Origin of the sequence: Clostridium ragsdalei P11, from assembly GCF_001675165.1 — a bacterium.
Taxonomy (GTDB): Bacteria; Bacillota; Clostridia; order Clostridiales; family Clostridiaceae; genus Clostridium_B; species Clostridium_B ragsdalei.
In genome coordinates this window covers 253,767-279,494 of sequence record NZ_LROS01000011.1, presented here as the reverse complement: position 1 = coordinate 279,494, position 25,728 = coordinate 253,767, and the positions used below count along the sequence as shown (strand labels likewise).

The 25,728-nt window shown below is 30.3% G+C and carries 25 protein-coding genes and 1 pseudogene; 23 read left to right on the top strand and 3 right to left on the bottom strand.

All coding sequences use genetic code 11. From position 1 onward, the window contains the following. Positions 1–63: 63 nt before the first annotated feature. The 20 genes and pseudogenes from mraZ (at position 64) to CLRAG_RS06210 (ending at position 17,747) form a co-directional block, all read left to right on the top strand. Positions 64–492 (top strand): division/cell wall cluster transcriptional repressor MraZ, encoded by a 429-nt coding sequence (mraZ, locus tag CLRAG_RS06305; RefSeq protein ID WP_065077607.1) that lies wholly within the window; start codon positions 64–66, stop codon positions 490–492. Between the two features lie 80 nt (positions 493–572). Continuing rightward, a complete protein-coding gene (gene rsmH / locus CLRAG_RS06300; RefSeq protein WP_065077606.1) occupies positions 573–1,502 on the top strand; it encodes a 16S rRNA (cytosine(1402)-N(4))-methyltransferase RsmH in 930 nt (309 codons plus the stop codon). Between the two features lie 36 nt (positions 1,503–1,538). Then, positions 1,539–2,009: a hypothetical protein gene (locus tag CLRAG_RS06295; protein WP_207644791.1), complete on the top strand. Its 471-nt coding sequence runs from the start codon at positions 1,539–1,541 to the stop codon at positions 2,007–2,009. A 6-nt stretch (positions 2,010–2,015) separates the two neighbouring features. Continuing rightward, positions 2,016–3,791 (top strand): annotated as a pseudogene (locus CLRAG_RS06290) (stage V sporulation protein D); the annotation flags it as partial. 244 nt (positions 3,792–4,035) lie between these two features. Beyond that, positions 4,036–5,484 carry a UDP-N-acetylmuramoyl-L-alanyl-D-glutamate--2,6-diaminopimelate ligase gene (locus tag CLRAG_RS06285; protein ID WP_065077603.1) on the top strand — a complete coding sequence of 483 codons (1,449 nt, stop codon included), beginning with the start codon at positions 4,036–4,038 and terminating at the stop codon, positions 5,482–5,484. 346 nt (positions 5,485–5,830) lie between these two features. Further along, positions 5,831–7,225 carry a UDP-N-acetylmuramoyl-tripeptide--D-alanyl-D-alanine ligase gene (locus CLRAG_RS06280; protein WP_065077602.1) on the top strand — a complete coding sequence of 465 codons (1,395 nt, stop codon included), beginning with the start codon at positions 5,831–5,833 and terminating at the stop codon, positions 7,223–7,225. Between the two features lie 34 nt (positions 7,226–7,259). After that, positions 7,260–8,213 (top strand): phospho-N-acetylmuramoyl-pentapeptide-transferase, encoded by a 954-nt coding sequence (gene mraY / locus CLRAG_RS06275; RefSeq protein ID WP_065077731.1) that lies wholly within the window; start codon positions 7,260–7,262, stop codon positions 8,211–8,213. 92 nt (positions 8,214–8,305) lie between these two features. Beyond that, positions 8,306–9,418 carry a stage V sporulation protein E gene (spoVE, locus tag CLRAG_RS06270; RefSeq protein WP_065077730.1) on the top strand — a complete coding sequence of 371 codons (1,113 nt, stop codon included), beginning with the start codon at positions 8,306–8,308 and terminating at the stop codon, positions 9,416–9,418. A 448-nt stretch (positions 9,419–9,866) separates the two neighbouring features. Further along, positions 9,867–10,637, top strand: coding sequence for a cell division protein FtsQ/DivIB (locus CLRAG_RS06265; RefSeq protein ID WP_065077601.1), 771 nt, complete (start codon positions 9,867–9,869; stop codon positions 10,635–10,637). A 14-nt stretch (positions 10,638–10,651) separates the two neighbouring features. Further along, positions 10,652–11,365: a DUF881 domain-containing protein gene (locus CLRAG_RS06260; RefSeq protein ID WP_065077600.1), complete on the top strand. Its 714-nt coding sequence runs from the start codon at positions 10,652–10,654 to the stop codon at positions 11,363–11,365. Between the two features lie 17 nt (positions 11,366–11,382). Further along, entirely contained in the window at positions 11,383–11,724 is a 342-nt protein-coding gene (locus tag CLRAG_RS06255; protein WP_023163035.1) for a small basic family protein, read from the top strand. Between the two features lie 10 nt (positions 11,725–11,734). Beyond that, complete coding sequence (locus CLRAG_RS06250) at positions 11,735–12,460, top strand: DUF881 domain-containing protein (RefSeq protein ID WP_065077599.1); 726 nt, start codon at positions 11,735–11,737, stop codon at positions 12,458–12,460. A gap of 121 nt (positions 12,461–12,581) precedes the next feature. Continuing rightward, positions 12,582–13,250, top strand: coding sequence for a YggS family pyridoxal phosphate-dependent enzyme (locus CLRAG_RS06245; protein ID WP_065077598.1), 669 nt, complete (start codon positions 12,582–12,584; stop codon positions 13,248–13,250). Positions 13,251–13,262: 12 nt separating this feature from the next. Beyond that, a complete protein-coding gene (locus CLRAG_RS06240) occupies positions 13,263–13,727 on the top strand; it encodes a cell division protein SepF (RefSeq protein ID WP_013237731.1) in 465 nt (154 codons plus the stop codon). 32 nt (positions 13,728–13,759) lie between these two features. Further along, positions 13,760–14,026, top strand: a complete 267-nt coding sequence (locus CLRAG_RS06235) for a YggT family protein (RefSeq protein ID WP_065077597.1) — start codon at positions 13,760–13,762, stop codon at positions 14,024–14,026. A gap of 36 nt (positions 14,027–14,062) precedes the next feature. Beyond that, positions 14,063–14,836, top strand: coding sequence for a YlmH family RNA-binding protein (locus tag CLRAG_RS06230; RefSeq protein ID WP_065077596.1), 774 nt, complete (start codon positions 14,063–14,065; stop codon positions 14,834–14,836). A 17-nt stretch (positions 14,837–14,853) separates the two neighbouring features. Continuing rightward, positions 14,854–15,537: a DivIVA domain-containing protein gene (locus CLRAG_RS06225; RefSeq protein ID WP_065077595.1), complete on the top strand. Its 684-nt coding sequence runs from the start codon at positions 14,854–14,856 to the stop codon at positions 15,535–15,537. 126 nt (positions 15,538–15,663) lie between these two features. Then, a complete protein-coding gene (locus CLRAG_RS06220; protein WP_065077594.1) occupies positions 15,664–16,356 on the top strand; it encodes a 5'-methylthioadenosine/adenosylhomocysteine nucleosidase in 693 nt (230 codons plus the stop codon). A gap of 31 nt (positions 16,357–16,387) precedes the next feature. Continuing rightward, entirely contained in the window at positions 16,388–16,843 is a 456-nt protein-coding gene (gene lspA, locus CLRAG_RS06215) for a signal peptidase II (protein WP_065077593.1), read from the top strand. Further along, entirely contained in the window at positions 16,833–17,747 is a 915-nt protein-coding gene (locus CLRAG_RS06210; RefSeq protein ID WP_065077592.1) for an RluA family pseudouridine synthase, read from the top strand. The genes lspA and CLRAG_RS06210 overlap by 11 nt, the downstream gene beginning before the upstream one ends. Before the next feature lie 44 nt (positions 17,748–17,791). On the opposite strand, the gene uraA is transcribed toward CLRAG_RS06210, so the two are convergent. The 3 genes from uraA to CLRAG_RS06195 form a co-directional block, all read right to left on the bottom strand. Then, entirely contained in the window at positions 17,792–19,090 is a 1,299-nt protein-coding gene (gene uraA / locus CLRAG_RS06205) for a uracil permease (protein ID WP_065077591.1), read from the bottom strand. Between the two features lie 43 nt (positions 19,091–19,133). Beyond that, the gene (gene pyrR / locus CLRAG_RS06200; protein ID WP_065077590.1) at positions 19,134–19,667 is read right to left on the bottom strand and encodes a bifunctional pyr operon transcriptional regulator/uracil phosphoribosyltransferase PyrR; all 534 of its coding nucleotides are present in this window, start codon (positions 19,665–19,667) and stop codon (positions 19,134–19,136) included. 310 nt (positions 19,668–19,977) lie between these two features. Continuing rightward, the gene (locus CLRAG_RS06195; protein ID WP_065077589.1) at positions 19,978–21,714 is read right to left on the bottom strand and encodes an Rqc2 family fibronectin-binding protein; all 1,737 of its coding nucleotides are present in this window, start codon (positions 21,712–21,714) and stop codon (positions 19,978–19,980) included. Positions 21,715–21,867: 153 nt separating this feature from the next. On the opposite strand from CLRAG_RS06195, the gene dapF reads away from it, so the two are divergent. The 3 genes from dapF to CLRAG_RS06180 all read left to right on the top strand — a co-directional run bounded on the left by dapF (position 21,868) and on the right by CLRAG_RS06180 (position 25,656). Next, positions 21,868–22,689, top strand: coding sequence for a diaminopimelate epimerase (gene dapF / locus CLRAG_RS06190; protein ID WP_065077588.1), 822 nt, complete (start codon positions 21,868–21,870; stop codon positions 22,687–22,689). Beyond that, the gene (locus tag CLRAG_RS06185) at positions 22,689–23,768 is read left to right on the top strand and encodes a hypothetical protein (RefSeq protein ID WP_065077587.1); all 1,080 of its coding nucleotides are present in this window, start codon (positions 22,689–22,691) and stop codon (positions 23,766–23,768) included. The genes dapF and CLRAG_RS06185 overlap by 1 nt, the downstream gene beginning before the upstream one ends. Positions 23,769–24,141: 373 nt before the next feature. Then, positions 24,142–25,656: a GspE/PulE family protein gene (locus CLRAG_RS06180; RefSeq protein ID WP_065077586.1), complete on the top strand. Its 1,515-nt coding sequence runs from the start codon at positions 24,142–24,144 to the stop codon at positions 25,654–25,656. Positions 25,657–25,728 lie beyond the last annotated feature (72 nt).

Genomic DNA, 25,728 nt, shown 5'->3' with positions numbered 1-25,728 from the left:
ATAAGTAATTTGGTGGATTAAAGTGGTTGAAAGTGGAGCGTAATAGAAGTAAGAGGTGTAATGATGTTTTTAGGTGAGTATGAACATTCACTAGATAGTAAAAATAGAATAATTATACCTTCTAAATTTAGAGAAGAATTAGGGAACAAATTTATTTTGACTAAAGGTTTAGATAGTTGTCTTTATGCTTTCCCACTTTGTGAATGGCATTTACTTGAAGAGAAGTTAAAGAAACTTCCACTTACTAATAAAAATGCAAGGGTTTTTGTAAGATTTTTTTTCTCCGGGGCAAATGAAATGGAACCTGATAAGCAGGGGAGAATTTTAATACCCCAGACACTCCTAGAATATGCAGATATAAATAAGGAAATAGTAAGTATAGGAGTATCTAGCAGAATAGAGATATGGAGTAAAGAAAATTGGATAGAATACAATAATTTAAATATAAATTTTGATAATATAGCGGAACAAATGAATGAACTTGGAATATAAGCATCTTTAAAAAAATATCCGTCATATCTTTGACTTGTTATTTTTTTCAGATGCTATAGCAAAATTGGAGGATGTATTATATGAAATTTAAACATGTACCTGTACTACTTAACGAGACTATAAATAGTTTAAATATTAAAGAAGATGGAATATATGTAGACTGCACTTTAGGAGGAGGAGGGCATTCCTTTGAAATCTTAAAGAGGTTATCCCATAAGGGAAGGTTAATAGGAATAGATGAGGATACATCTGCTATAAATGCAACAAGGGAGAGACTAAATGAATTTAAAAATATTACTTATGTTCACAATAACTTTTATTATATAGATGAAATTTTAGAAGAACTTAAAATAGATAAAGTTGATGGTATACTTATGGATCTTGGAGTTTCTTCTTATCAACTAGATGAATCAGAAAGGGGATTTAGCTATATGAAGGACGCTCCCCTTGATATGAGAATGAATAGGGATAGTTCATTATCCGCTTATGAGGTGATTAACAATTATAGTGAGGAAAATCTTTATAACGTTATAAGGGACTATGGAGAGGAAAACTTTTCAAAGAGAATAGCAAAGTTTATAGTAACTGAAAGGGAAAAAGCTCCTATAAATACAACATTACAGCTTGTAGATATAATAAGAAATGCAATACCTGCAAGATTTCAAAAAGAAGGTCATCCTGCAAAAAGAACTTTTCAAGCTATACGTATAGAAGTAAACGGAGAACTTAAAATATTGAACAAAGCAGTAGAGGATAGCGTAAAAAGACTGAATACAGGCGGAAGAATATCAATTATAACTTTTCATTCTTTAGAAGATAGAATTATAAAAACTAAATTTAAAAAATTAGAGAATCCATGTACTTGTCCACCGGATTTTCCCCTATGTGTGTGTGGCAAAAAACCTATTGTAAAAATAATAAATAAAAAGCCTATAATACCTACAGAAGAGGAAAAAGAGAAAAATTCAAGAAGTAAAAGTTCTAAGCTTAGGACAGCAGAGAAAATTTAGTTCTAAAATTTAAAAGAGGTGAATAAAGTGATATTAATGAACAAAGAGAGTATGGTAAATGGAAATACTGCCCTTCAGCCAGAGTACAAGCCTTACAAAGAGACAGAAGAAAGAAAGATTAAAACTAAGGATCCGAATAGGGCGTTAAAGGTAAAAAAGAAACTAAAAGTAATTAGAAACATATGTGTGGTTTTTATTGTAGGTGTTATTCTGGTCTATAGATATTGTGCAATATACAATTCACAGACGGAGCTAAATTCTATAGAAAACGATATAAGTGAAATTAACAAACAAAATGAAAACTTGAGAGTAGAACTTGTAAAATACAATAATTTGGGATACATAGAGGATAATGCAATAAATAAATTACAGATGAAGGTACCGGATAAAGGAAATGCAGTATATACAAATTTAGATAAGAAAGTTATTAAAGTAGAAGAAAATTCGGATGAATCAGAAATGCACAAGGGGATATTAAGTGAGTTGAAGCAATTGATATGGAGGTAAATAATTTTGGCTAAAAAGGAATACAGAGATAGAGTAATTATCAGAAAAAGAATGGTAATTATTTTTAGTTTTCTATTTATGGTTTTCTTTTTACTAGTAGGGAGAATGTGTTATGTAATGATATACAGATCGCCACAGCTTAAATCCATGGCAATAGCTCAATGGACAAGTGATGTCAAAATTGATGCAAAAAGAGGAAGAATTTTAGATAGAAGTGGAAATGAATTAGCAGTAAGTGCTAATGTGTACAGAATTGATTTGGATATGAATACGTTGAGAGACACTATGGAAGAGAAGAAGATATCGGAAGATAAAATATCAGAAGAGTTAGCAGAGGCTCTTTCTATGGATAAGAAAGAAGTATCAAAAATAATGAAAAAAACTCTTCCAGGAGGGCTACCTATTGCTTCTGCTACGCTTAAAAGAAGAGTGGAAAAAGCTGAAGCGGATAAAGTTAGAAGTTTAAATTTAAATGGAGTACTTGTATCTGCAGATACTAAGAGATATTATCCAAATAATAATTTTTTAGCACAGGTAATAGGACATACTAATTCAGATGGAGTTGGACTTACAGGAGTAGAACTTTATTATAATAAGGATTTAGCAGGTACCCCAGGTCGTAGAATTGCAGAATTAGATAGAAAGAGTAAAGAACTTCCCTATACTATTTCAGAATTTACAAAACCTGTAGATGGAAAGGATATAGTACTTACTATAGATGAAATGATACAACATTTTGCAGAAAAATCTGCAGAGCAGGCACTTAAAGATTATAATGCAAAAGCAGTTTCTATAACAATTATGAATCCTAAAAATGGAGAAATACTGGCTATGGCAAATAAACCTGATTACAACCCAAATTCTCCTTGGGTAGATAATAAATCTTACTCAGAGCTTCAAAATATATGGAGAAATAGAGCAGTAAGCGATACTTTTGAACCAGGTTCCATATTTAAAGTTATAACTGCACAAACTGCGCTTGAAACAAATTCAGTTAGTGATAGTGATACATTTACATGTAATGGAAGCATAACCATAGGCAATAGAGTTATACATTGCTGGGTATCTGCTGGACATGGTGTACAAGGTTTTCCAGATATAATTAAAAATTCCTGCAATATAGGCTTTGCAGAGCTTGGCAAAAAAATAGGAAAAGAAAAATTAAATGATTACATACAAAAATTTGGATTTGGTCAAAAAACTGGAGTAGATTTACCAGGAGAAGCTAAAGGAATAATCAAAAAGACGGAAAATATAAGCGATGTAGATTTGGCAACTATTTCTTTTGGACAGACGGATACAGTGTCAGCAGTTCAGTATCTTAGAGCTTTTAATGCAGTGGCAAACGGAGGAACTTTAATTACTCCTCATGTTATGAAAGAAATAGAACATTATGATGAAAATAGTAGCAAAGAAGTTACAGATAAAAAATATGACTTAGCTGGTAATAGTAAAAAACTTTTGGATAGTAGTAAAACTGCAAAGCTTAGATCATACCTAGAAAGGGTAGTTACAGAGGGCAGTGGAAAAGGTACTTTTATAGAAGGTTATCACATAGCAGGAAAAACAGGTACAGCCCAGAAAGCTGGAGTTGGAGGATATCAGACAGGAAAATATGTTTCTTCATTTGCAGGTATGGCACCTTCGAATGACCCTAAAATAACAATTTTAATTTCTATAGATGAACCAGATCCATCCACTTATTATGCAAGTCAAACTGCGGTACCTACAGCAAAGCAGGTTTTTGAAGATGTACTTAATTATCTTGCAGTGAAAGGGGATACATCACCTTAAGGCATTTATCTGATGGATTCATTGATAAAAATAATTAACTTGTTCTTTACATGAAGTGATTAGAAAATTATAATAAAATAGTGAAAGATTTGATAGAAAATTACTTTAAGGCATGCAGTACTATTATTTATTAAGTCTGCATGCCAATGCTATGTGTAGATTATGCACAAAGTGTGATGGGAGTACTATGGATGGTAGTCATCAGACAATTTTAAATTAGGGAGTGTATACTATGAAATTAAAGAAAGTGATGAACGGACTTACATATGAAGTTGTTAAGGGAAATGGTGATTTAAATATAGGGGAAATTCAATATGATTCTAGAGAAGTCAAATCTGGAGATGTTTTTGTATGTATAAAGGGATATGTTACAGATGGACATAAATACATAGATAAGGCTTATAAAAATGGTGCGGCAGCTATTGTAATAAGCGAAGAAGTAGAAAATGTACCCGATTGTACTGTGATAAAGGTAAAGGATACAAGAAAAGCACTTGCTATTATTTCATCAAATTACTATGATAATCCTTCTAAAAAGATGAAAATAATAGGAATAACAGGAACTAACGGTAAAACTACATCTACATTTATGATGAAATCCATACTAGAGACAGCAGGTTATAAAGTAGGACTCGTAGGTACTATAGCAAATTATATAGGAGACAAGAAAATACCTTCTCATAGAACTACTCCTGAATCTTTAGAACTTCAGAAGTTATTTAAACAGATGGTGGATGAAGGAGTTAAGTATTGTGTTATGGAAGTATCTTCTCATTCACTCTACCTAGATAGAGCATACGGAGTGAAATTTTCAGAGGCAATATTTACAAATCTAACGAGGGATCATTTAGATTTTCACAAGACCTTTGAAAATTATTATAAGGCCAAATTAATATTATTTAAAAATACTATTAATTCTGTTATAAATATAGACGACAAATATGGAGATAGAATATATGAAGATGCATTAGGAACCAAGATAACCTATGCTATAAATAAGGAAGCTGATTTAAAAGCTGATGATTTAAATATACATTCTAGAGGAGCTAATTTTAATATAACATATAGGGGGCAGACAGCGCATATAAATTTAAATATACCAGGTAAATATAATATAATGAATGCTCTTGGAAGTGTAGGGGCATGCCTTTGCGAAGGTATAAGTTTAGAAGTTGTGAAAAAGGGACTTGAATCTATGGATGCTGTACCTGGAAGATGTGAAATAGTTACTAAAGGGTATAACCTTGGATACGAAGTCATAGTAGATTACGCCCATACTCCAGATGGGTTGGAGAACATATTGAAAACTGCTAGGGAATTTACTACAGGAAGACTTATAGCTGTCTTTGGCTGCGGTGGAGACAGGGATAATACCAAAAGACCTATAATGGGCAAGATAGGTACAGAGTTATCTGATTTTGCAGTTATAACTTCAGATAATCCAAGAGGAGAAGAGCCTATGGCAATAATTAATGAAATAGTAAATGGTGTTGAAAAAGATGATTACAAGGTAGTTGAAAATAGGAAAGAAGCTATAAAGGAAGCTATACATATGGCACAAAAAGGAGATGTAATTGTGGTTGCAGGAAAGGGGCATGAAGATTATCAGATATTAAAAGATAAGACCATACATTTTGATGAAAGAGAGATAATATCTGAAATTTTAGACAATGCACAGTGATCAATTTACAATTATAGAGTTTTTAGTTTGAAAGTTAACTTATACTAGAGCATATAATGACAAATTGCAGCACATTAAAAACTTTAATAAGTTTTTAAAATTGCCTTCAATTTTGTCATTACATGTTATGTATAAGTTCAAATTTCGATTAGAAAGCCTATAGAGTTTGAAAAAATAAATAACAGATAGCAAAGAACAAATATCAGGTAATGATGGAGTACTTTCTAGTATAAGAAAATATTAGGCTAAAATATTCTAAGACTTTAAAAAGTTATCATTTATTTGAACTCTGATATTTGAACTTTTAACTTTAAGATAATTGCCTAAAAGAGGGGAGAATAAAAATTTGGAATACATGAGTTTTGATGAAATAGTAAATGCTGTATCTGGACAAGTGATAATTTCTGGGAAATATAGTGGATATAGAAATGTAAGTACAGATACTAGAAAAATTGAAGAAAAAGATATATTTATTGCCCTTAGAGGAGAAAGATTTAACGGAAATAAATATGCTGCAGCTGCAAGTGATAAAGGTGCTTCTATATGTATTGTGGATGAAGTATATTTTAAAAAAAGTGAAATAAATGAGTGTACTAGTGTAATTCAAGTTAAGGATGGAAATCAGGCGTTGCTTGATTTAGCAGAATTCTATAAAAGTAAACTTAATGTAAAAGTAATAGGAATTACAGGTTCTGCAGGTAAAACAACAACAAAGGATTTAATAGCATCTGTATTAAGTGCTAAGTTCAAAGTGTTTAAAACAGAAGGCAATCTTAACAATCAAATAGGACTTCCACATATGATATTTAGATTGGATAATAGTTATGATGTGGCAGTGCTTGAGATGGGAATGAATAATAGGCAAGAAATACATAGCATGTCAAAATCTGCCAGACCAGATATTGCAGTAATAACCAATGTACTTAGGGCACATATAGGAAATTTAGGAACAAGAGAAAACATACTTGCAGCAAAACTTGAAATAACAGATTTTTTTTCAAAGGATAATACTTTAGTAATAAATTCAGACAATGATATGTTAGGCAATTTAAAAGAAGATAGATTTAACATAAAAAGAGTTGGACTAGAAGAAAATTCAGATATATCAGCTTATGATATAGAGGTAAAAGAAGATTTTATAAGTTTTAACATATGTGAAAACAATGTTAAGATGGAAGAGAGGTTTAAGGTAAATGTACCTGGAAAGTACAATGTATTGAATTCTCTACTTGCAGTTGCTTGTGGGAGAATTTTAAATATGACTTATGGAGAAATAAGAGAGGGTTTAAAAAATATAGAGACTACTGCAATGAGAATGGAGATATGTAAAGGAAAAAAATTCAATGTAATTAATGATAGTTATAATGCTAATCCTGAGTCAATGAAAGCAGCTATTGATGTTTTGAAAAATTTTAAATCAAAAAGGAGAGTAGCTGTATTAGGTACTATGGGGGAATTGGGAGATGAATCCTGCAAGATGCACGAGGAAGTAGGAAAGTATGCAGGAGAAAATGGCATAGATATCTTGATAGCCCTTGGGGAATATGTAGAAGATTTTAAAAGGGGATTCCAGTTAACAAGTAAAAAAGGAAAATGTATTAGTTTTGATACCTATGCAGAAGCTTTGGAGTTTGTTTTAAAAAAGTACATTGAAAAGGGAGACACAGTACTTGTAAAAGCTTCTAGAGTAATGAAATTTGAAACTATAGCACAAGAACTAAAGAGAAGCAGCAATAATTAGGAGGTGAATGCCCTTTAGCTTAGGGCAATATTATATGTATAGATTAATTTATTCTGTACTAATTGCATTTTTTATAGCTATTTTAGAAGGACCTATTTTGATCCCTCTTCTTCATAAATTTAAATTTGGCCAGAATATAAGAGAAGATGGCCCAAAGAGTCATTTGAAAAAAGCAGGTACTCCAACTATGGGAGGAGTATTGTTTATACTAGCAACTTTTATAACTATGGCAATTATAGTAAAAAAACCATCGGATGAGGCTATGATAGCCCTTTATGCTTTTGTGGCTTTTGGAGTAATAGGTGCTATTGATGATATGTTAAAGATATTGAGAAAGCAAAATTTGGGACTAAGAGCTTATCAAAAAATGATATTATTATTAATTGTATCTGGAATATTTGCCTACTATTCTGCCAATAATCCATATATAGGGACATCTATAATAGTTCCTTTTGCACATAGAAGTTGGAATTTAGGAGTATTTTATATTCCGTTTATAATAATATATTTTGCAGCAACTACAAATGCAGTGAATTTAACAGATGGACTTGATGGATTGGCAACGTCAGTTACACTTTTGATAATGACTTTTTTAGCTCTAGTAAGCTTTGCTATGGGACACGTTACTTTAGCTATTTTCTGTGCAGTTCTTGCTGGAGCACTTTTAGGATTTTTGAAATACAATGCTTTTCCAGCTCAAATATTTATGGGAGATACAGGATCTCTGGCACTGGGAGGTGCAGTAGGTGCAGTAGCTATGATACTAAAACTTCCACTATTGGTTATAATAATTGGAGGAATATACGTAATAGAGGCAGCGTCTGTAATGCTCCAAGTGGCTTCCTTTAAACTTACAGGAAAGAGGATATTTAAAATGGCCCCAATCCATCACCACTTTGAACTTTCAGGTTGGCATGAGACTAAAGTAGTTTCTATATTTTGTATAATTACAGTAATATTGTGTCTGTTAGGATTTCTATCTTTGTAAAATGAAAAGAAGAAGGTTATCTTTAAATATAGTAATTTTTAAATGCTTTTGTCAGCCTCATATAGTAATAATCTAGGAGGATTTTTATGAGAATTAGTAAACCAAATACTAAAATGGGCTCTATAGACTTTTTGCTCTTCTCAACTATAATGTTATTGGTAGCTATTGGAGTTGTTATGGTCTATAGTGCCAGTTCTTACAAAGCATTTTTTGATAAAAGTACAAGAGATAGCATGTTTTATTTAAAAAGGCAAGGGTTATGGGCAATAATTGGAACATTCCTTATGTTTTTTACAGTAAAATTTGATTATAAGAGAATAAAGAAATATACTAAATTGCTTATGATAGTATCTGTAATATTTTTACTTGCAGTTTTTGCCTTTGAATCTAGAAAAGGTGCACAAAGATGGATAACAGTAGGTTCTGTTGGATTTCAACCTTCTGAAATAGCAAAATATATTGTGGTTTTATATATGGCAAAAAGTATAGAGCTTAAAGGTGGAAGGAAGATAGAAACCATGCTGTATGGTGTGCTTCCATATCTTTTAGTTTCTGCATTTTATGCAGGACTTGTATTTGCAGAAAAGAATTTAAGTATAGCAGCTGTAATAATGATAGTTACACTCATAATTTTATATGTATCGGGAGCTAAAATAACCCATGTACTTGGCGTAGTTGGGCTTGTAGTCCTTGGGGGAATAGCAGGTATAATATTTGAACCTTATAGAATGGCTAGATTTACAAGCTTTCTAAATCCTTGGTCTGATCCTAAAGGAAAGGGATATCAATTGATTCAATCTCTTTTAGCAATGGGATCAGGAGGAATATGGGGAATGGGACTTGGTAGGTCAAGGCAAAAGTGTTATTACATACCAGAACCTCACAATGATTTTATATTTTCTATTATAGGAGAAGAATTAGGACTTATAGGATGTACTGTAATTGTTATATTATTTATAGTTTTTGTGTGGAGAGGAATTATTATTGCTATAAGGGCGAAGGATACTTATGGAACCATTTTAGCAACTGGAATAACTTCGGTTATTGCAGTTCAGGCGATAATAAATATTGCAGTTGTAACTGGTGCCATGCCTGTAACAGGAGTACCATTACCTTTTATAAGTTATGGAGGTTCGGCTCTCACAATCAATATGATAGCAGTTGGAATACTTTTGAATATATCAAGGCAAACAGAAAGTGGTTAAGAATAGCATTGCAAATTTTTTTGTAATGCTATTGTGGACTTTTAGGGACTTAGAAAGATAATCACTTAATGTAAAAATAATGCGAAGCAAAGCTTTTGAAAATTAAAAATTAATAATGAAGAATTAATAGTGAAGGATGATTTTTAGCTGTCGCAAAAAATCTTTGAATTTATATAAGTTAGCACTTAGTAATGTTTTGCTTTAGCAAAACGAGCCTTCAAAAATTTAATTAAAGATTTTTTGTAGTGTAACGAAAAAAAAACCACATTAACTATTAATTCTTCACTCTTAATTATTAACTAAAAAAGTTGAGTAAGCAAATTTTAATGAAGTAAAGTATATAAATATTTAATATAAATTTAAGGGTTATTTTAATGAAATTACTGTTATTAAGTGTTAATATATATATATCTTATGTTATTTTATATTATAAGTGAAAGGATAGGAAATGAGTCATATTATTACGAAAACAGATAATGAATTGATTTTGAAAAGACGAAAAAAAGTAAAAGTAAAACGAGTTCTTATGCTTATGGTATTTTTAATAGCATTATTTTTTACACTCTGCTTGAAATTGCCCTATTTTAATATAAAGTATATTAAAGTGTATGGAAATAAAAGTATTTCAAGTAATAGCATTATTGAGGATTCAAAAGTATATGGTGGAAATAATATCTTTTATATTAATCTAAAAGATGCATCAGAAAATATATTAAAGAATCCATATATAGAAGATGTTGATATAGGCAGAAAGCTTCCTGGAACCATTAATATTAATGTAAAAGAAAGAGAGGCAACCTTTTATATAGAAAGCAGCAAAAAATATTTCATTGTAGATAAAAATGGAGTTTTACTTCAAAGGAGAGACAACATAAATAATATGAAGTTAGTTAAGTTAAATGGAATTGATTGTAGTAAAGTTAAAGTGGGAGAATGTATTTTAAATAAAGATGATAATAAAATTAAGGCTGTAACTACCCTAGGAAGTATAATTCAAAATAATAAATTACCTTTTGAAATTACTTATATGGATGTAAGTAATTCTGTGGATATTAAAGTTTACTTTAAAGATATGTGTGTGGAATTGGGACAAGGAGATAATTTAGGTAAAAAGGTAAACAGGGCTTTAAATATAATGTTAAATGAAAAATTGGGCAGTGCCAGGGGATACATAGACGTAAGATTTGATGGAAATCCTGTATTTCACATTGAAAATTAGGAGGATAAAATAAAATGCGTAAAGTTGCTTCACAAATTAGTGTTGCTTTGGTGTGCTGTATACTTGGATTCATGCTTACCTACCAATTTAGAGTACTTATGAAACAGGATAATACATTAAATTTAAATAATCAAAATAGTTCTGATGTTACTGTGGAAATAGAGCAGTATAAAAAGGAAAAAGCTGCACTAGAAACGAAGGTAAATGATCTTCAAAATAAAGTAAAGGGCTATGAAGATGCTGCAGCAAGCAAGAGTGATTCTACAAAAAACCTTCTGGATGAATTAGAAAATTCTAGAATACTTATAGGAGAGGTAGATGTAAAGGGACAAGGTGTCGTTATATATCTTAATCCTAACAGCAATCTATTTGGAAATAGTGTTAACAATCACATAACCGATAAAGATTTAGTATATCTCGTAAATGAATTGAGATTTGCAGGTGCTGAAGCTATATCTATAAATGACATAAGAGTTGTTTCAAGAACGGGTATAAGGACAGCAGGAAATTATATACTTATAAATGATGAAAAAATATCACCATCAAAAAGAATAGTTATACAAGCTATAGGAGACAAAAGTTTGTTATATAGTGCCATGAGTTTTCCAGAAGTATTTTCAGATTTAAAAGCGATATGTGATGTTAAGTTTGAAAAATCTGATAGTTTAACTATAAAGAAATATAACAAACCATATAAATTTGAGTATGCAGAGCCTGTGAAAGAATAAATTAGAGGTGATAAAAAATGATAGGATTTGTTGGACTTATATTGGGAATAATTATAGGTGTGGTTTGGAATGTAAATATTCCAGATAAATTTTCACCTTATATGTCTGTGGCTATCTTAGCTTGTCTTGACTCGGTATTTGGAGCTATAAGAGCTAATTTGTCTAAAAATTTTAAAACAGATATTTTTATATCCGGATTTTTTGGAAATGCAGTACTTGCTGCAGCATTTGCTTATTTAGGGGATAAGCTTGGAGTACCTATATATTTGGCAGTGGTTATAGTTTTTGGAGGAAGGATATTTAATAATTTTGCAATAATAAGAAGAGTATTAATTGAAAAAGCTAAATCACATCAATGAGGTGAAATAAATGAAGAGTAGTGAAGCTAATACTTTTGTTTTTATAGCTTCTATAATAATAGGTATATTAATATCCACCAATATAAGTTTTACAAAAGGTAAGACTAATAAGAGAGTGTTTTTAAATGCAAAACAGTATCAAGATGCATATAATTATAAAAATCAGCTTCACAGTGAGATATCGGGATTATTAAAACAATATAATGATACCTATAACAAGCTAAAAAAATATAGAAGCAGTGAGAAGAATGAGGCTCAAGTTGTAGCTGGAATAAATCAGGAATTAAATCAAAACAATATTGTACTTGGAAAAGTAGCTGTAAAAGGTCAGGGAATAAATATATATTTGAATGATGCACCTATGAATGATGGACTTGATAGTTTTCAGTATCAGATGAAGCTTGTACATAATACAGATATAATACAGGTTATCAATGATTTGAAAAATGCAGGATCCGAGGCAATTTCTATAAATGGTCACAGAATAGTAGGGGTTTCCGAAATTTATTGCAGCGGTCCATTTTTAAGAGTAAATGGAGTAAAAATAGCTTCTCCTTTTTTGATTAATGCTATAGGAAATAAGGAAGTACTCTATACTTACATGATGTCAAATGAAAACTACTTAAAAATAATGATAACTAGAAAGATTGTGGTAGAGGTACAAAAATCAGATAATATAAAAATACCTGCCTATAAGGGAGAGTATAAAACAGAATTTATGAAAGAGATACAGTAGATTATTTTATAAATTTGTTGAAAATGATTAAAAAAATAATTAATTTTTGCAGGAATTTTGATGTCTATGAAGAATACTAATAATTGTATATGTTTGTGCTTAAATAAAGGAGACGGTAATATTGTCAATTGAACAAAATTTGAATAGGATAGAAGAAGAGTTAAAGGATAAAAATGTAACCTTAGTGGCAGTTTCAAAAACTAAGCCTATTGAAGATGTACAAGAAGCTTATGATGCAGGTATTAGAGATTTTGGAGAAAATAAGGTACAGGAGCTCACAAATAAAATACCAAACCTTCCACAGGATATAAGGTGGCATTTAATAGGCCATCTTCAAAGAAACAAGGTAAAATATATAGTTGGTAAGGTTTATCTTATCCATTCTTTGGACAGTATAAGACTTCTTAATGAATTAGAAAAACATTATAAAGATCAAAAATTAATTGCAAATACACTGATACAAATAAATATAGGGTTGGAAGAAAGTAAGACGGGTTTACCTCTAGAGGAATTGGAAGATTTACTAAATGCCTGTGAGAATTGTACCAATGTTAAAGTAAAAGGTCTTATGGCTGTAATTCCTAAAGGGGATGAAGAAAGTTGTAAAAACTATTTTCGAAAGCTAAAAGATATTTTTGATGGCTTGAAGAAAAGAAAGTTTAATAATATAAGTATGAATATACTATCTATGGGAATGACTCATGATTATAAAATAGCAATTAAAGAAGGAGCAACACTGGTGAGAATTGGCGAAGGTATATTTGGAAAGAGAAATTACAATAATAAATAGGAGGTATTTTTTATGGCAGGTAAAATGATAAACAAAATGATGGGATTTTTAGGATTGGAAGATGACTTGGAGGAAGATATAGAGGAAGAAGAAACAAAGAAAGGAGAAAATGAAAAAATCGTAAATGATTTTGCAGAGGTAGACCCTATTGTAAATAGTAAAAGACAAAATAAAGTTGTAAGCATACATACTACAATAGCAGCTAAGGTAAGGATAGTTAAGCCAACTACTTATGAGGAAGCAGCTGATATATGTGATGAACTTAAAAATAGAAAAATAATAGTTATAAATACTACAGGACTTGAAATTAGAATAGCTCAAAGGTTACTGGATTTTATGGGCGGTGCAAGTTATGCATTAGGAGGAAATTTGGAAGAAATAGAAAAAGGAATATACATACTTTCACCATCTAGTGTAGAAGTAAATAGTGATTTGAAAAATGAACTATCTGGAAAAGGAATATTTGGATGGAAGTAAGTATATTTACTGATAAATAATTGGAGGCAAAAATGATAAGTAGTACTTTAGCTGTTGCAATATCATTACTGTTTAGATTTCTTGAAGGTGCTATAATATTGGATGTAATTCTATCTTGGGTTATGCAGGGGAGAAGTAACGCATTTGTGGATTTTTTACATATATTTACGGAACCCCTTATGTGGCCTGGAAGAAAAATTCAGGAAAAACTTATGCCAGGGTTAATGATAGATTTTTCACCTATAGTGGCCTTTTTTATAATAGATATATTAAGAGGAATTGTATTTTCGATACTCTAGCATATGAAATAATGCATAGCAAATTAAGGGATAATTATGGATAAAAAAAGTTTTATAAAGAGATTTCATTTTTGCGATGAAAGTGAAATCTTACCTATATATGATAAAATAAGTTTAGCAAAAAAAACTAATAATACAGTATATACCTCAACATTTTATACTCCCAATGTATGGAATACTTTAGAAAACCTAAAGGAGGAAATTGACTTAAATATATGCAGTTGTGGCATATTTGAAGATGCAGAAAGAAAACTCATAGCATTTTCAAAGTTTGATATAAGGAATTATCCAATAAAATTAATGGAAATAAAATGTAAGTCTAAATTTGTTAAGTTAGAACACAAGGATTATCTAGGGGCTCTTATGGCTCTTGGACTTAAAAGAGAGAAATTTGGAGATTTAATATTAAAGGAAGATAAGCAATGTTATTTAGCTGTTTGTGAAGATATAAGTGATTACATAGAGATGAATTTAAATAGCGTAGGAAAGAGCAGCTGCAAAGCAAATGTTTTAGATATTAGTTCTGCGGAAATTCCCCTATATAATTTTAAAACTTCTGTTTTAAATGTTTCTTCCTTGAGAATTGATTGTTTAGTTAGTTCTCTATGCAATGTATCAAGAAATAAATCTCAAGAAATGATTAAGAGAGGTAAAGTCCTTTTGGATTATTTACCAGAAACGAGAAAAGATAAATCTATAGAAGATAATTGTATAATAACTGTAAGAGGTTGTGGAAAGTTTAAAATTGTGGGAGAAACGGGTTGGACGGGAAGCGGTCGATGCAAACTTCTTATAAAAAAATTTAGTTAATTTGTGAGGTGCTCGTGATGTTTATTACTGCTGCAGAGATAACAAATAAGGAATTTAAAAAAGGACTTAGAGGTTATAATATAGATGAAGTAGACGAATTTTTAGACAAAATAGCAGAAGATTATGAGTCTATATATAAGGAAAATTCTCTTTTAAAGGAAAAAATGCAGTCTTTGGATGAGAAAATAAGTCATTATACTAAAATGGAAAATACTATAAAAGATACACTTTTATTAGCTCAAAATGCTTCTGAACAGGCTAAAGAAAATGCTAAAAAGGAAAGTGAATTTGTAGTAAAAAATGCAAATGATGCTGCACAGAAGATAATAGATAAAGCCCATGGCGATGTAATTCAAATTACAGATGAGTTTGAAAATGTAAAACAGGAATTTTCTAAGTTTAGAACTAAGTTTAGAAATTTTATGAAAACTCAAATGGAAATGTTTGATGATATGGAAAAAGATTTTGTAAAGAATTATAACATCGGGTATGAATCAAATGAAAATGAAGTAGAAGATACTACTGTTAAGGAAAAGGAAATAGAAATAGTAGAGCCAAAAAAGGAAGATGTTTCTTTAGTTGAAAAGAGTAACAAAGAATTTGATGAAGATAATAAAGAGGACTCAAATCATACGGAAAAGGAAATTTTTCAAGATAAAGATGAACTCGAAGAAATTAAAAATTTTTTTATTAAAGGATAGAAAAAGCCACTCTAAAAGTAGAGTGGCTTTTTAGTATGCACAGATAAACAGAGCATATTTGACAATCAATGTTGATTTAATATATGCTAGTAATTATAGAAATAAAAATGAGGAGGACATACAAACATGGTTATTGGAATTATAGGAGCTATGGATGAAGAAGTAGAAATACTTTTATCTGAATTAGAACTGGAGAAAGTTGAAGAAAAAGCTAATATGAAATTTAATTTAGGAAAACTTTATAATAAAGATATAGTGGTAGTAAGGAGTGGTATAGGTAAGGTAAATGCAGCAGTATGTGCCCAAATACTTGTAGATGATTTTAATGCAGATTATATAATAAATGTAGGCATTGCAGGGGGTGCAGGAGAAAATGTATATCCAGGAGATATAGTAATAGCAGATAATTTGGTACAGCATGATATGGATACGTCTGCTTTTGGAGATAAAGTAGGACAGATACCTAGATTGGATACATATGATTTTAAATGTAATAGAAGACTTGTAGAAAAAGCTAAAGATGCCTGCAATAAATTAGGAAATATAAATAGTTTTGTAGGAAGAATAGTTACAGGAGATCAATTTATTTCAAGTACAGAAAAGGTTAGATATTTGAACAAGGAGTTTGGAGCACTGGCTTGTGAAATGGAAGGTGGAAGTATTGCACAGGTAGCTTATTTGAACAATGTACCTTTTGTAATAATAAGGTCTATATCAGATAACGCAAACAATGGTGCTAGTATGGACTATAAAAAATTTGCACCTATTGCCATAAAAAATTCTACACAAATAATTAAAAGTATGATTATGAGCTTGTAAATTTTACGCATTGCGTTTTGGGAGGAAAATAGTGGAAATATTTATAATATTACTTGGAATTTTAATAGATAGGGTTACGAAAATATGGGCCATTGAAGTTTTATCTAAAGTTTCTCAGGTAATAGTAATAAAAGATTTGTTTTCATTACTGTATTTGCAAAATAAAGGAGCTGCTTTTGGAATTTTACAGGGTAAGCTTTACTTTTTAACTATAATTACAATAGTTGTAGTTGGAGGAATGATATTTTATATTATAAAATATAAACCTAATTCAAAGCTTATAAGAATAAGTTTTTCACTTATAATAAGTGGAGCTTTGGGAAATTTGATGGATAGAATAGTGTATAAATATGTAGTTGACTTTATTTCTGTCCATTATAAAGACATTTATTCTTTTCCTGTATTCAATATAGCAGATATGATGGTGGTAGTAGGAACTGCACTTTTGGCATTCTATTTATTAAAGGAAGAAAAGTATGGAAAGTAAAAAATTTTTGGTTTGTAGTGAAGAAGAAAATATGAGACTTGATGTATTTCTGTCTAAATGCTTCCAAGATAAATCAAGATCATATATTCAAAATGTAATAGAAGATAAGTTGGTAGAAGTAAATGGAAAAGCAAAAAAATCCAATTATAAGATTAAAGCAGGGGATAATATAGAAATTACTATACCTGACCCTGTGAATTTAAATATACAGTCAGAAGATATACCTCTTGATATATTATATGAAGATAAGGATGTTATTGTAGTAAATAAGCCTCAAGGAATGATAGTACATCCTGCACCAGGAGTATATGAAGGTACTTTAGTAAATGCTCTTTTAAATCACTGCCATGATTTATCTGGTATAAATGGAGTGACAAGACCGGGTATAGTACATAGAATAGACAAAGACACTTCAGGAATACTTGTAGTAGCTAAAAATGATAATTCTCATAATAAATTAGCGAAACAGCTTAAGGATCATTCTATGACTAGAGAATACATAGCCTTAGTAGAGGGAGTCGTAAAGTTAGATGAGGGAACTGTAGATGAGCCTATTGCAAGACATCCTAAAGATAAAATAAAAATGGCAGTTTGTGTGAATGGAAAAAGGGCCATTACCCATTATAAGGTTATTAAAAGATTTAAAAATAATACTTTGATAAAATGCATACTTGAAACAGGAAGAACACATCAGATAAGAGTACACATGGCATATATAGGGCACCCTCTTGTAGGAGATCCAGTATATGGTTATAAAAAACAGAGGTTTAAACTAGGTGGTCAGCTCCTCCATGCTGAAAAGCTTGGCTTTATTCATCCAGCTACAGGAAAGTATATAGAATTTGAAACGGAAATACCAGATTATTTTAAAAAAGTGATAAAAGTTTTAGATAATATGAATTAAAAAAGCAGTCTATATAATTTTAGACTGCTTTTTTAGACTAATTTTTAAACAGCTTCTTTATTTGATTTCTCAGAAGCACTTTCTTCTGGTAATATTAAATTAAGTATTATTCCAACAATAGTTGCAAGAGCTACACCGGATATTTGAACTGGTGATCCACCTACAGAAAAGTTTATGGAAGCGCCGCCAATTCCTATTACTATTATGACAGATGTCAATATTAAATTTCTATTTTTACTAAAATCTATTTTATCCTCTACAAATATTCTAAAACCTGAAGAAGCTATTATTCCAAATAACACTATGCTTACACCACCTATTACAGGCATAGGCATATTTTCAATTACAGCAGCTACAGGTCCTATAAATGAAAGCAGTATAGCTATTACTCCAGCACCGCCTATAACCCATACACTGTAAACTTTTGTTATAGCCATAACTCCTATATTTTCTCCATAAGTTGTAGTTGGAGGTCCACCTGCAAAACCTGCAAATATAGTGGCTAATCCATCTCCTAATATAGATCTATGAAGTCCTGGATTTTTGGTAAAATCTCTTCCTACTACATTGTTTGTTACGTAAATGTGACCTATATGTTCTGCTAAGGTTACAAAAGAAATAGGGGCCATAAGCATAACAGCATTTATATTGAATTTAGGAAACATAAATGGAGGCAATTTAAAAAGTTTGGTACTTACAATAGTATCTAGCGCTTGTTTTGGTACTACACCTAAAATTAAAGCAGATATATATCCAACTATTATGGCTATTAGTATAGGTATTATTCCTAGAAATCCTTTAAAATACATGGTTCCAATAACAGCTACGGCAACTGTAATTGCAGACACTGTCATCCATGCCCATCTTGGTATACTTTGCATCTGATCAGTTGTATAAGTAGGGTTGAATCCTGCCCAGTTTATAGCTGTAGCTGCAAGACCTAGGCCTATTACTATTACTATGGAACCAACAACTACAGGTGGAAGGGCTCTGTTAAGCCAGTTTACACCGCAAAGCTTTATTATGCCAGCTACAATTAAATATACACAACCTGCTGCTATTACACCAGAAAGCATAGATGCTGGCCCATAGCTTTTAGATGCTATAAGAATTGGACTTATAAAAGCAAAAGAAGAACCTAAGTAAGCTGGAAGCTTGGCCTTGGTACATAAGATATAAATAAGGGTTCCAATACCACTGCAAAATAATGCTATGGATGGACTCATTCCTGTTAAAATTGGAACAAGGATAGTTGAACCTACCATTGCAAATAAATGCTGAAAACTAAGAGGTATGGTAACTCCTATGGGTAATTTTTCTTCTACATCAACAATATTTTTCATTTATGTGCTCCTTTTCTAGTCTCTCAAGGACTATTTTAAAAGTTTATAATTCATATATTTTTACTGAATCATTTTTGTCTATTTCTGCAATTTCAACGGATATCATTTCATTTCTAGAGGTAGGAATGTTTTTACCTACATAATCGGCCCTAATAGGAAGTTCCCTATGTCCTCGATCAACTAAAACTGCCAGCTGAATTAATTTTGGCCTTCCAAAATGAATAATAGCATCGATTGCTGCTCTTGCAGTTCTGCCTGTGTAGATAACATCATCTACTAATATAATTTTTTTGTTTTCCACATCTATTAGATTAGATCCTTTTAGTACAGGTTGTCCTGCAAGGCTGGTTAAATCATCTCTATAGAGGCCAATATCTACATCCTCTACTTTTAACTTTATTCCTTCAATTTTATAAATGTTCTCGGCTATCCTTTTTGCTAAGGGGTATCCCCTTCTTTTTATTCCTACAAGTATTATATCCTCTGTTCCTCTATTCTTTTCTAATATTTCGTGGGATATTCTTTTTAAAGTTCTATTCATAGCCTTTTCATCTAAAATAAGTGCTTTTAATTTCAACACATGTCCCTCCCTTCTTTTTTAATTTACAATTTACAATTTACAATTATAATTGTGCTTATTTCAATTTTATTTATAGTATAAGTATTATAAAAAATGTCCTTCACGTAGTGAAGGACATAATAGTCATACGGATATAAAAATACTTTATTGACCTCACTGGATCATTTTAAAAGATATTAAATTCACAACTTATTATAAGATAGTTTCTTTAATATTGCAAGTTTTTTTGGCATTACATTGGTTTTACAGAATAAATATGGTCTATTTTGTCTTAAAAGATTATTTAAAAAAACCTACTTGAAAATTTTTACTGAAGCTGTTTTATATCTGGTTTTGTGGGGTCTGTATAAATGGTTTGATTAGTATAATATATTACCATTCCCGGTTTGGCACCATTTGGTTTGTGAACATTTTTAATTTCTGTGTAATCTACGGCTACTTTGGAGGAATTTTTAGCTTTACTGTAGTATGCTGCAAGATTTGCAGCTTCTTCCAAAGTTTTATCTGGAACTTTGCCAAAATTTTTTATTATTACGTGAGACCCAGGAATTTCTTTAGTATGAAGCCATATATCTCTCTTGTCTCCAAATTTAAGGGTAAGATAATCATTTTGAAGATTATTTTTACCTACATATATTTCTATTCCATCACTGGATATAAACTTCATTGGTTTGGAGTCCCTACTCTTCTTTTTAGTATTTGATTTTTTAAATTTTATATACCCGCTTTCCATAAGTTCCTTTTTTATTTCCTCAATATCATCGTAGTTTTCACAATTTTTTATGTTGGTCATTACAGAAGTCAAATACTCCATTTCGTCTTTTGCTATTTTTAACTGTTCATTTGCAGCTTGTTCTGTTTTCTTTAATTTATTGTATTTCTTAAAATAGCGTTGTATATTTTCAGAAGGAGTTTTATTTTTATCAAGTTTTATATCTAAAGACTCCATTTTTTCACTATAGTAATTTTGAATTTCTATATGACTGTCACCCTTTTTTATATTGTAGATTTGTGAAGTTAAGAGTTCACCATATATTCTAAAAGTATCTTTATTTTTAGCTTCCTCAATGTTATCTGCTAGAATTTTTATTTTCTTGGTGCATCTTTCTAAGTTTATATTTATGAGTTTAGAAAGGTCAGAACTTTTGTTACTTAATCTATCACATTTGTCCTTTTCATAGTAAAATTCTTCTACTAACTGGGAAGGTGTAGTATAGTATTTTTCTTTGCATTTGTCTAAATAGGTTAATTTATAACAGTAGAAATCTTTTATTTTTTCATTTTCCATATAGGATGCAAAGTAAAAATCCCCATTTAGTAATTCATCAGAGATTTTCCTGCAAAAGTCGTATAGAAAGTCTAAATTGTTATTTCCTAAAAAATCTTTTTCACTATTTAATTTGTAGAACAATTCCTTTGAAAAAGAACTGCTTATGCCAGTAAACACTTTTGAAAAAAAGCTTTTATCAATTTTTGTTGAGGTAGTTGTTAAAAACTTTTTAAAATCTTCTTTTGTAAAGAAAATGGGATTTAGTTTATTTGAAGTTGGTGGAAATACGTACTTTATCCCGGGAAATAGGGATCTCACGGTGTTTATTTCAGGTGTTATATGTTTTATGCTATCCATGATCAAGTTATCTCTTTTTCGCACTAAAGTTATATTACTATGTCTTCCCATTATTTCTATTACTAATGTATATATACTGTTAAAGCCCAGTTCATCTGAGCTTTCAAAATCTAAAAAAACAATTCTATCTGTATCCAATTGTCTTATGTCAACTAATTTTGATGGGCTTAGGTGCTTTCTCAAAACCATGCAAAACATAGGCGGCTGAAGTGGATTCTGTTTGCTTTTAACTGTAATATGCATTTTAGGATATACTGGACTTGCACTTAATAAAAGCTTATAATTTTTCCTTCCATTTTTAATGCTTAATACTATTTCATCCTTTTCAGGTTGATTTATTTTTTCAACTTTTCCCCCTAGTATTTTTTCTTTCAATTCTTTTAAAATGCTGTGTATGAAAATACCGTCTAAAGCCATATTGTTCATCCTCTCGTAAGTTATGTATTTAATAAATTATATCATCTAGAATTTTTAAAATAAAGTTGTAAAAATTTTATTGATAAAAGATTATTACAGTAGTAAACTTAATTTGAAATATACAGCATCTTTATGGAAGGGTGAAATTTTAACATGAAGTTTACTAAAATGCAAGGTACTGGAAATGATTTTGTAGTAATAGATGACAGAGAGAATAGATTTTTAGGAAAAGAAAAAGAACTTGGATTAAAGCTTTGTAATAGACATTTTGGAATAGGCGGAGATGGAATATTGATAGTTCGCCAGAGTGAAATTGCGCAGATTAAAATGGTAATAATAAACTCAGATGGTTCTTATGCATCTATGTGTGGAAACGGAATAAGATGTTTTGCAAAATATGTATGGGAAGAAAATTTAGTAAAAGAGTCTCCTATAAAGATAGAAACGGGGGATGGTATAAAGGAAGCATTTTTGAATGTAGAAAATGGTAAAGTGAATGAAGTCACTATTGATATGGGAACACCTTCTTTTGATCCAAAAAAAATTCCAGTAAACTCCTGTGATGAAGTTGTAAAAAAGGAATTAAAAATTAATGAAAAAACTTATAGTATTACTTCAATGTTTATGGGAGTACCTCATACAGTTATATTTGGTGATCTTGAAAAGTATGATGTGAAAGAAGGAAAGGCTATTGAAAAATATTCTATTTTCCCTGAAGGAACTAATGTAAACTTTTGTGAAGTTTTAAATAAGGACGAAATTAAAATAAAAACTTGGGAAAGAGGAGCAGGTCCTACTTTAGCCTGTGGTACGGGAACTTGTGCCTGTGCTGTGGCTTCAAATAAGCTTGGCTTTACAGAGGGAAAAGTTAAAGCTCAGGTTCCAGGAGGAATTCTTTTTATAGAAGTGAAAGACAATAAAGTTTTTATGACAGGTCCTGCAGAGGTTTCGTTTAAAGGGGAATATGATATTTAATGAAAAACTTTAGAATGATAATTTTTTTTGTTTTCATGTCTTTTACATTTCTCATATTAAGTAGTTGTACACTTAGAGATGTAAACAAAGGTAAAAGTGGAGCAAATATTCATTATTCTAATGTTATAGCAGTTGAAGCTAAAGAAACTGATACGAAGATATTTAATGTGGGTAATTATAAGTTATCCCAAAACTTAACGAATAGCAATATAAATAATATAGAGGAAATGCTATATGACACAAAGAAAACCACTTTTATTTATTTAAACAAGGAAAAAGGTTCTAATAAAAATAAAATAGATATAATTACTAAGGATTCTGTGGATGAAGTTAAAAATTTTTATAATGCACGAAATATGAAAATAAATTCTACAGGAGATAAGATTGCCTTTAGGACTTTTAAAAACAATTCGGTATATAGTGCTGAGGGAATGAAAGTATACGATATAAAAAATAAAAAATATTTAGATATTAAATCGAAGGTTCTAGTTTCTGGAGATTTATATGAGTGGCTGGATGATCATAGAATAATTTATTATGGAAGCATGGAAGGAAAAGCAAATTCTAGTAAAGCATATATATATGATTTTAATACAGACAGAGAGCAAATATATTTAAATGATATTAAAGGATACTGTATATATTTTATTCCAGTAGGAAATGATATATTGTTTTTATCGAGAAATTACAATGAGTTATATTTATATTTTTATAATAATGAAAGTAAACAGTTTACACTTTTAAGTGATGAATTTACAGAAATATATAGTTCAGTATCAGATAAAAAGAGAAAAAGTGTATTTTTTATTGGAAATCAAAAGGACAATAACACTGCACTTTATGAGTTTAAAGAAGAAAGTGGTACAGTAAACAGGATTACCTATGATTTTCCACAAACTTTTGGTATTTCTTCAGGAATAGCTGAAGATGAAAATGGTAATGTGTATTTTACAGGTATGGAAAAGGAAGACCAGCAGGATAATGTGGATGTATTTATGTATAATGCAGATGAAAAGTCCATAAATGTTATGTCTGATCATTCTGGCAAGTATAGAATTTATAAAAATAATGAAATATAAGGATACTATGAAAATTACAGTTAAAGTAGTTTTTATAGTATTTTTTTTAATTAATAGTTAAGAATGAAGAATTAATAGTTAATGTGGATTTTTTTTCGTTACACTACAAAAAATCTTTGATTAAGCTTTTCACCACTTGTTTCGCTAAAGCGAAACATTGCTGATTTATATAAATTTAAAGATTTTTTGCGATAGCTAAAAATCATCCTTCACTATTAATTTTTCATTATTAATTCGTAACTTGCGAAGCTTTGCTTCACATTATTTTCAAACTGCCAAAGTTGAGTTAATTATATTTTATCAGCATTGTTTAAAAGCAAAAATGGTGGTTATAATTTAGATATGTAAATAATAATGAAGAGAGGAAAATAAAATGTTTCCTGTAGAATTAAAGAATATAAATATAGAAGACATTTCTCTGGAAATAGATGTGATAAAAAAAATACCTGAAGAAATAGCCAGGGATAATTGTTTAATAGCTTTAAAAATGGAAGAAAATAAATTATTTATAGCCGTAGATAAAGTACCAAGTTTTACTTTAATTGAGGAACTAAAATTTATATTGGGAAAAGAACTTAAATTTTTTAGGACTAGTAGGAAAGTTATATTTAAGCTAATAAATAAGTACTACTGCAAACAAAATTTAGATCATGCACTAAAGGACATAAAGTTAAAAGAGAGTATTCCAGAATTAATTACTAATCCACTTCAAGATAAATATAAATTTCAAGGTTCTCCAGTTATAAAGGCAGCTAATTATATAATTGACAAGGCTATAGATGAAAGAGCTAGTGATTTGCATATAGAACCATTTGAAAATAGTGTTACCATAAGAATGAGGGTAGATGGAATTATGAGGGAATATATTAAAATACCAAAGTCTATCTATCCTCTTTTGTGTACTAGAATAAAGATAATGTCAGAACTTGATATAGCAGAAAAGAGGATACCCCAAGATGGAAAGATAAAGTATGTTAAACAAAATCTAAACTATGATTTAAGGGTATCTACGCTTCCTACTATATATGGCGAAAAAGTAGTTTTAAGAATTTTATATAGAGATGAAAACATAAAAAACATGGCTACATTAGGATTTTCAAAAGAAGATGAAGAAAAGATAAAAAGAATGCTATGTTGTGATCATGGAATTCTTTTAGCTGTGGGGCCAACTGGTTCTGGGAAATCCACCACATTATATTCCCTATTAAATAATATAAATAGGTGTGAAAAAAATATAATTAGCATAGAAGATCCTGTGGAATATACATTAGAAGGTATAAATCAAGTAAATGTAAATACCAAGATAGGGTTTAACTTTGCAGAAGGATTGAGAAGTATTTTGAGGCAAGATCCAGATGTAATAATGGTAGGTGAAATAAGAGATGAGGAAACAGCTCATATAGCAATAAGGGCAGCAGTAACAGGACACTTGGTTTTAAGTACACTGCATACTAATAATCCTCTTGAGTCTGTCATAAGGCTTCAAGATATGGGAGTGCCAGAATATTTTATAGAAGACGCTCTGGTAGGTGTAATATGCCAGAGACTGGTTAGAAAAATATGTACTTATTGTAAAAGCAGATATGTACCTTCACTTCAAGAGGTTAAAGAACTAAATTTATCTTCTAATTGTTATTTATATAAAGGAAAAGGGTGTTCTAAATGCGGTCATACAGGATATAAGGGAAGAACAGTAGTATACCAGATTGTTAGCAGTGAAGATATTAGAAGACAGTATAGAAAAAATGATAAAATTAATTTTAAGGATGGTATAAAAAAATCAAATACGATTTCCTTGAGACAAAAATGTATAGAGCTTATTAAATCAGGAATTACAACTTATGAAGAATTATTAAGGCTAAATTTATCCGATGACTACCCGCACTAATACTCCCACTTCTTCAATTGGTAGTAAAGAGCGGCTACGTCCTTGGATAACGATTTCTAAGCATCAGATGGA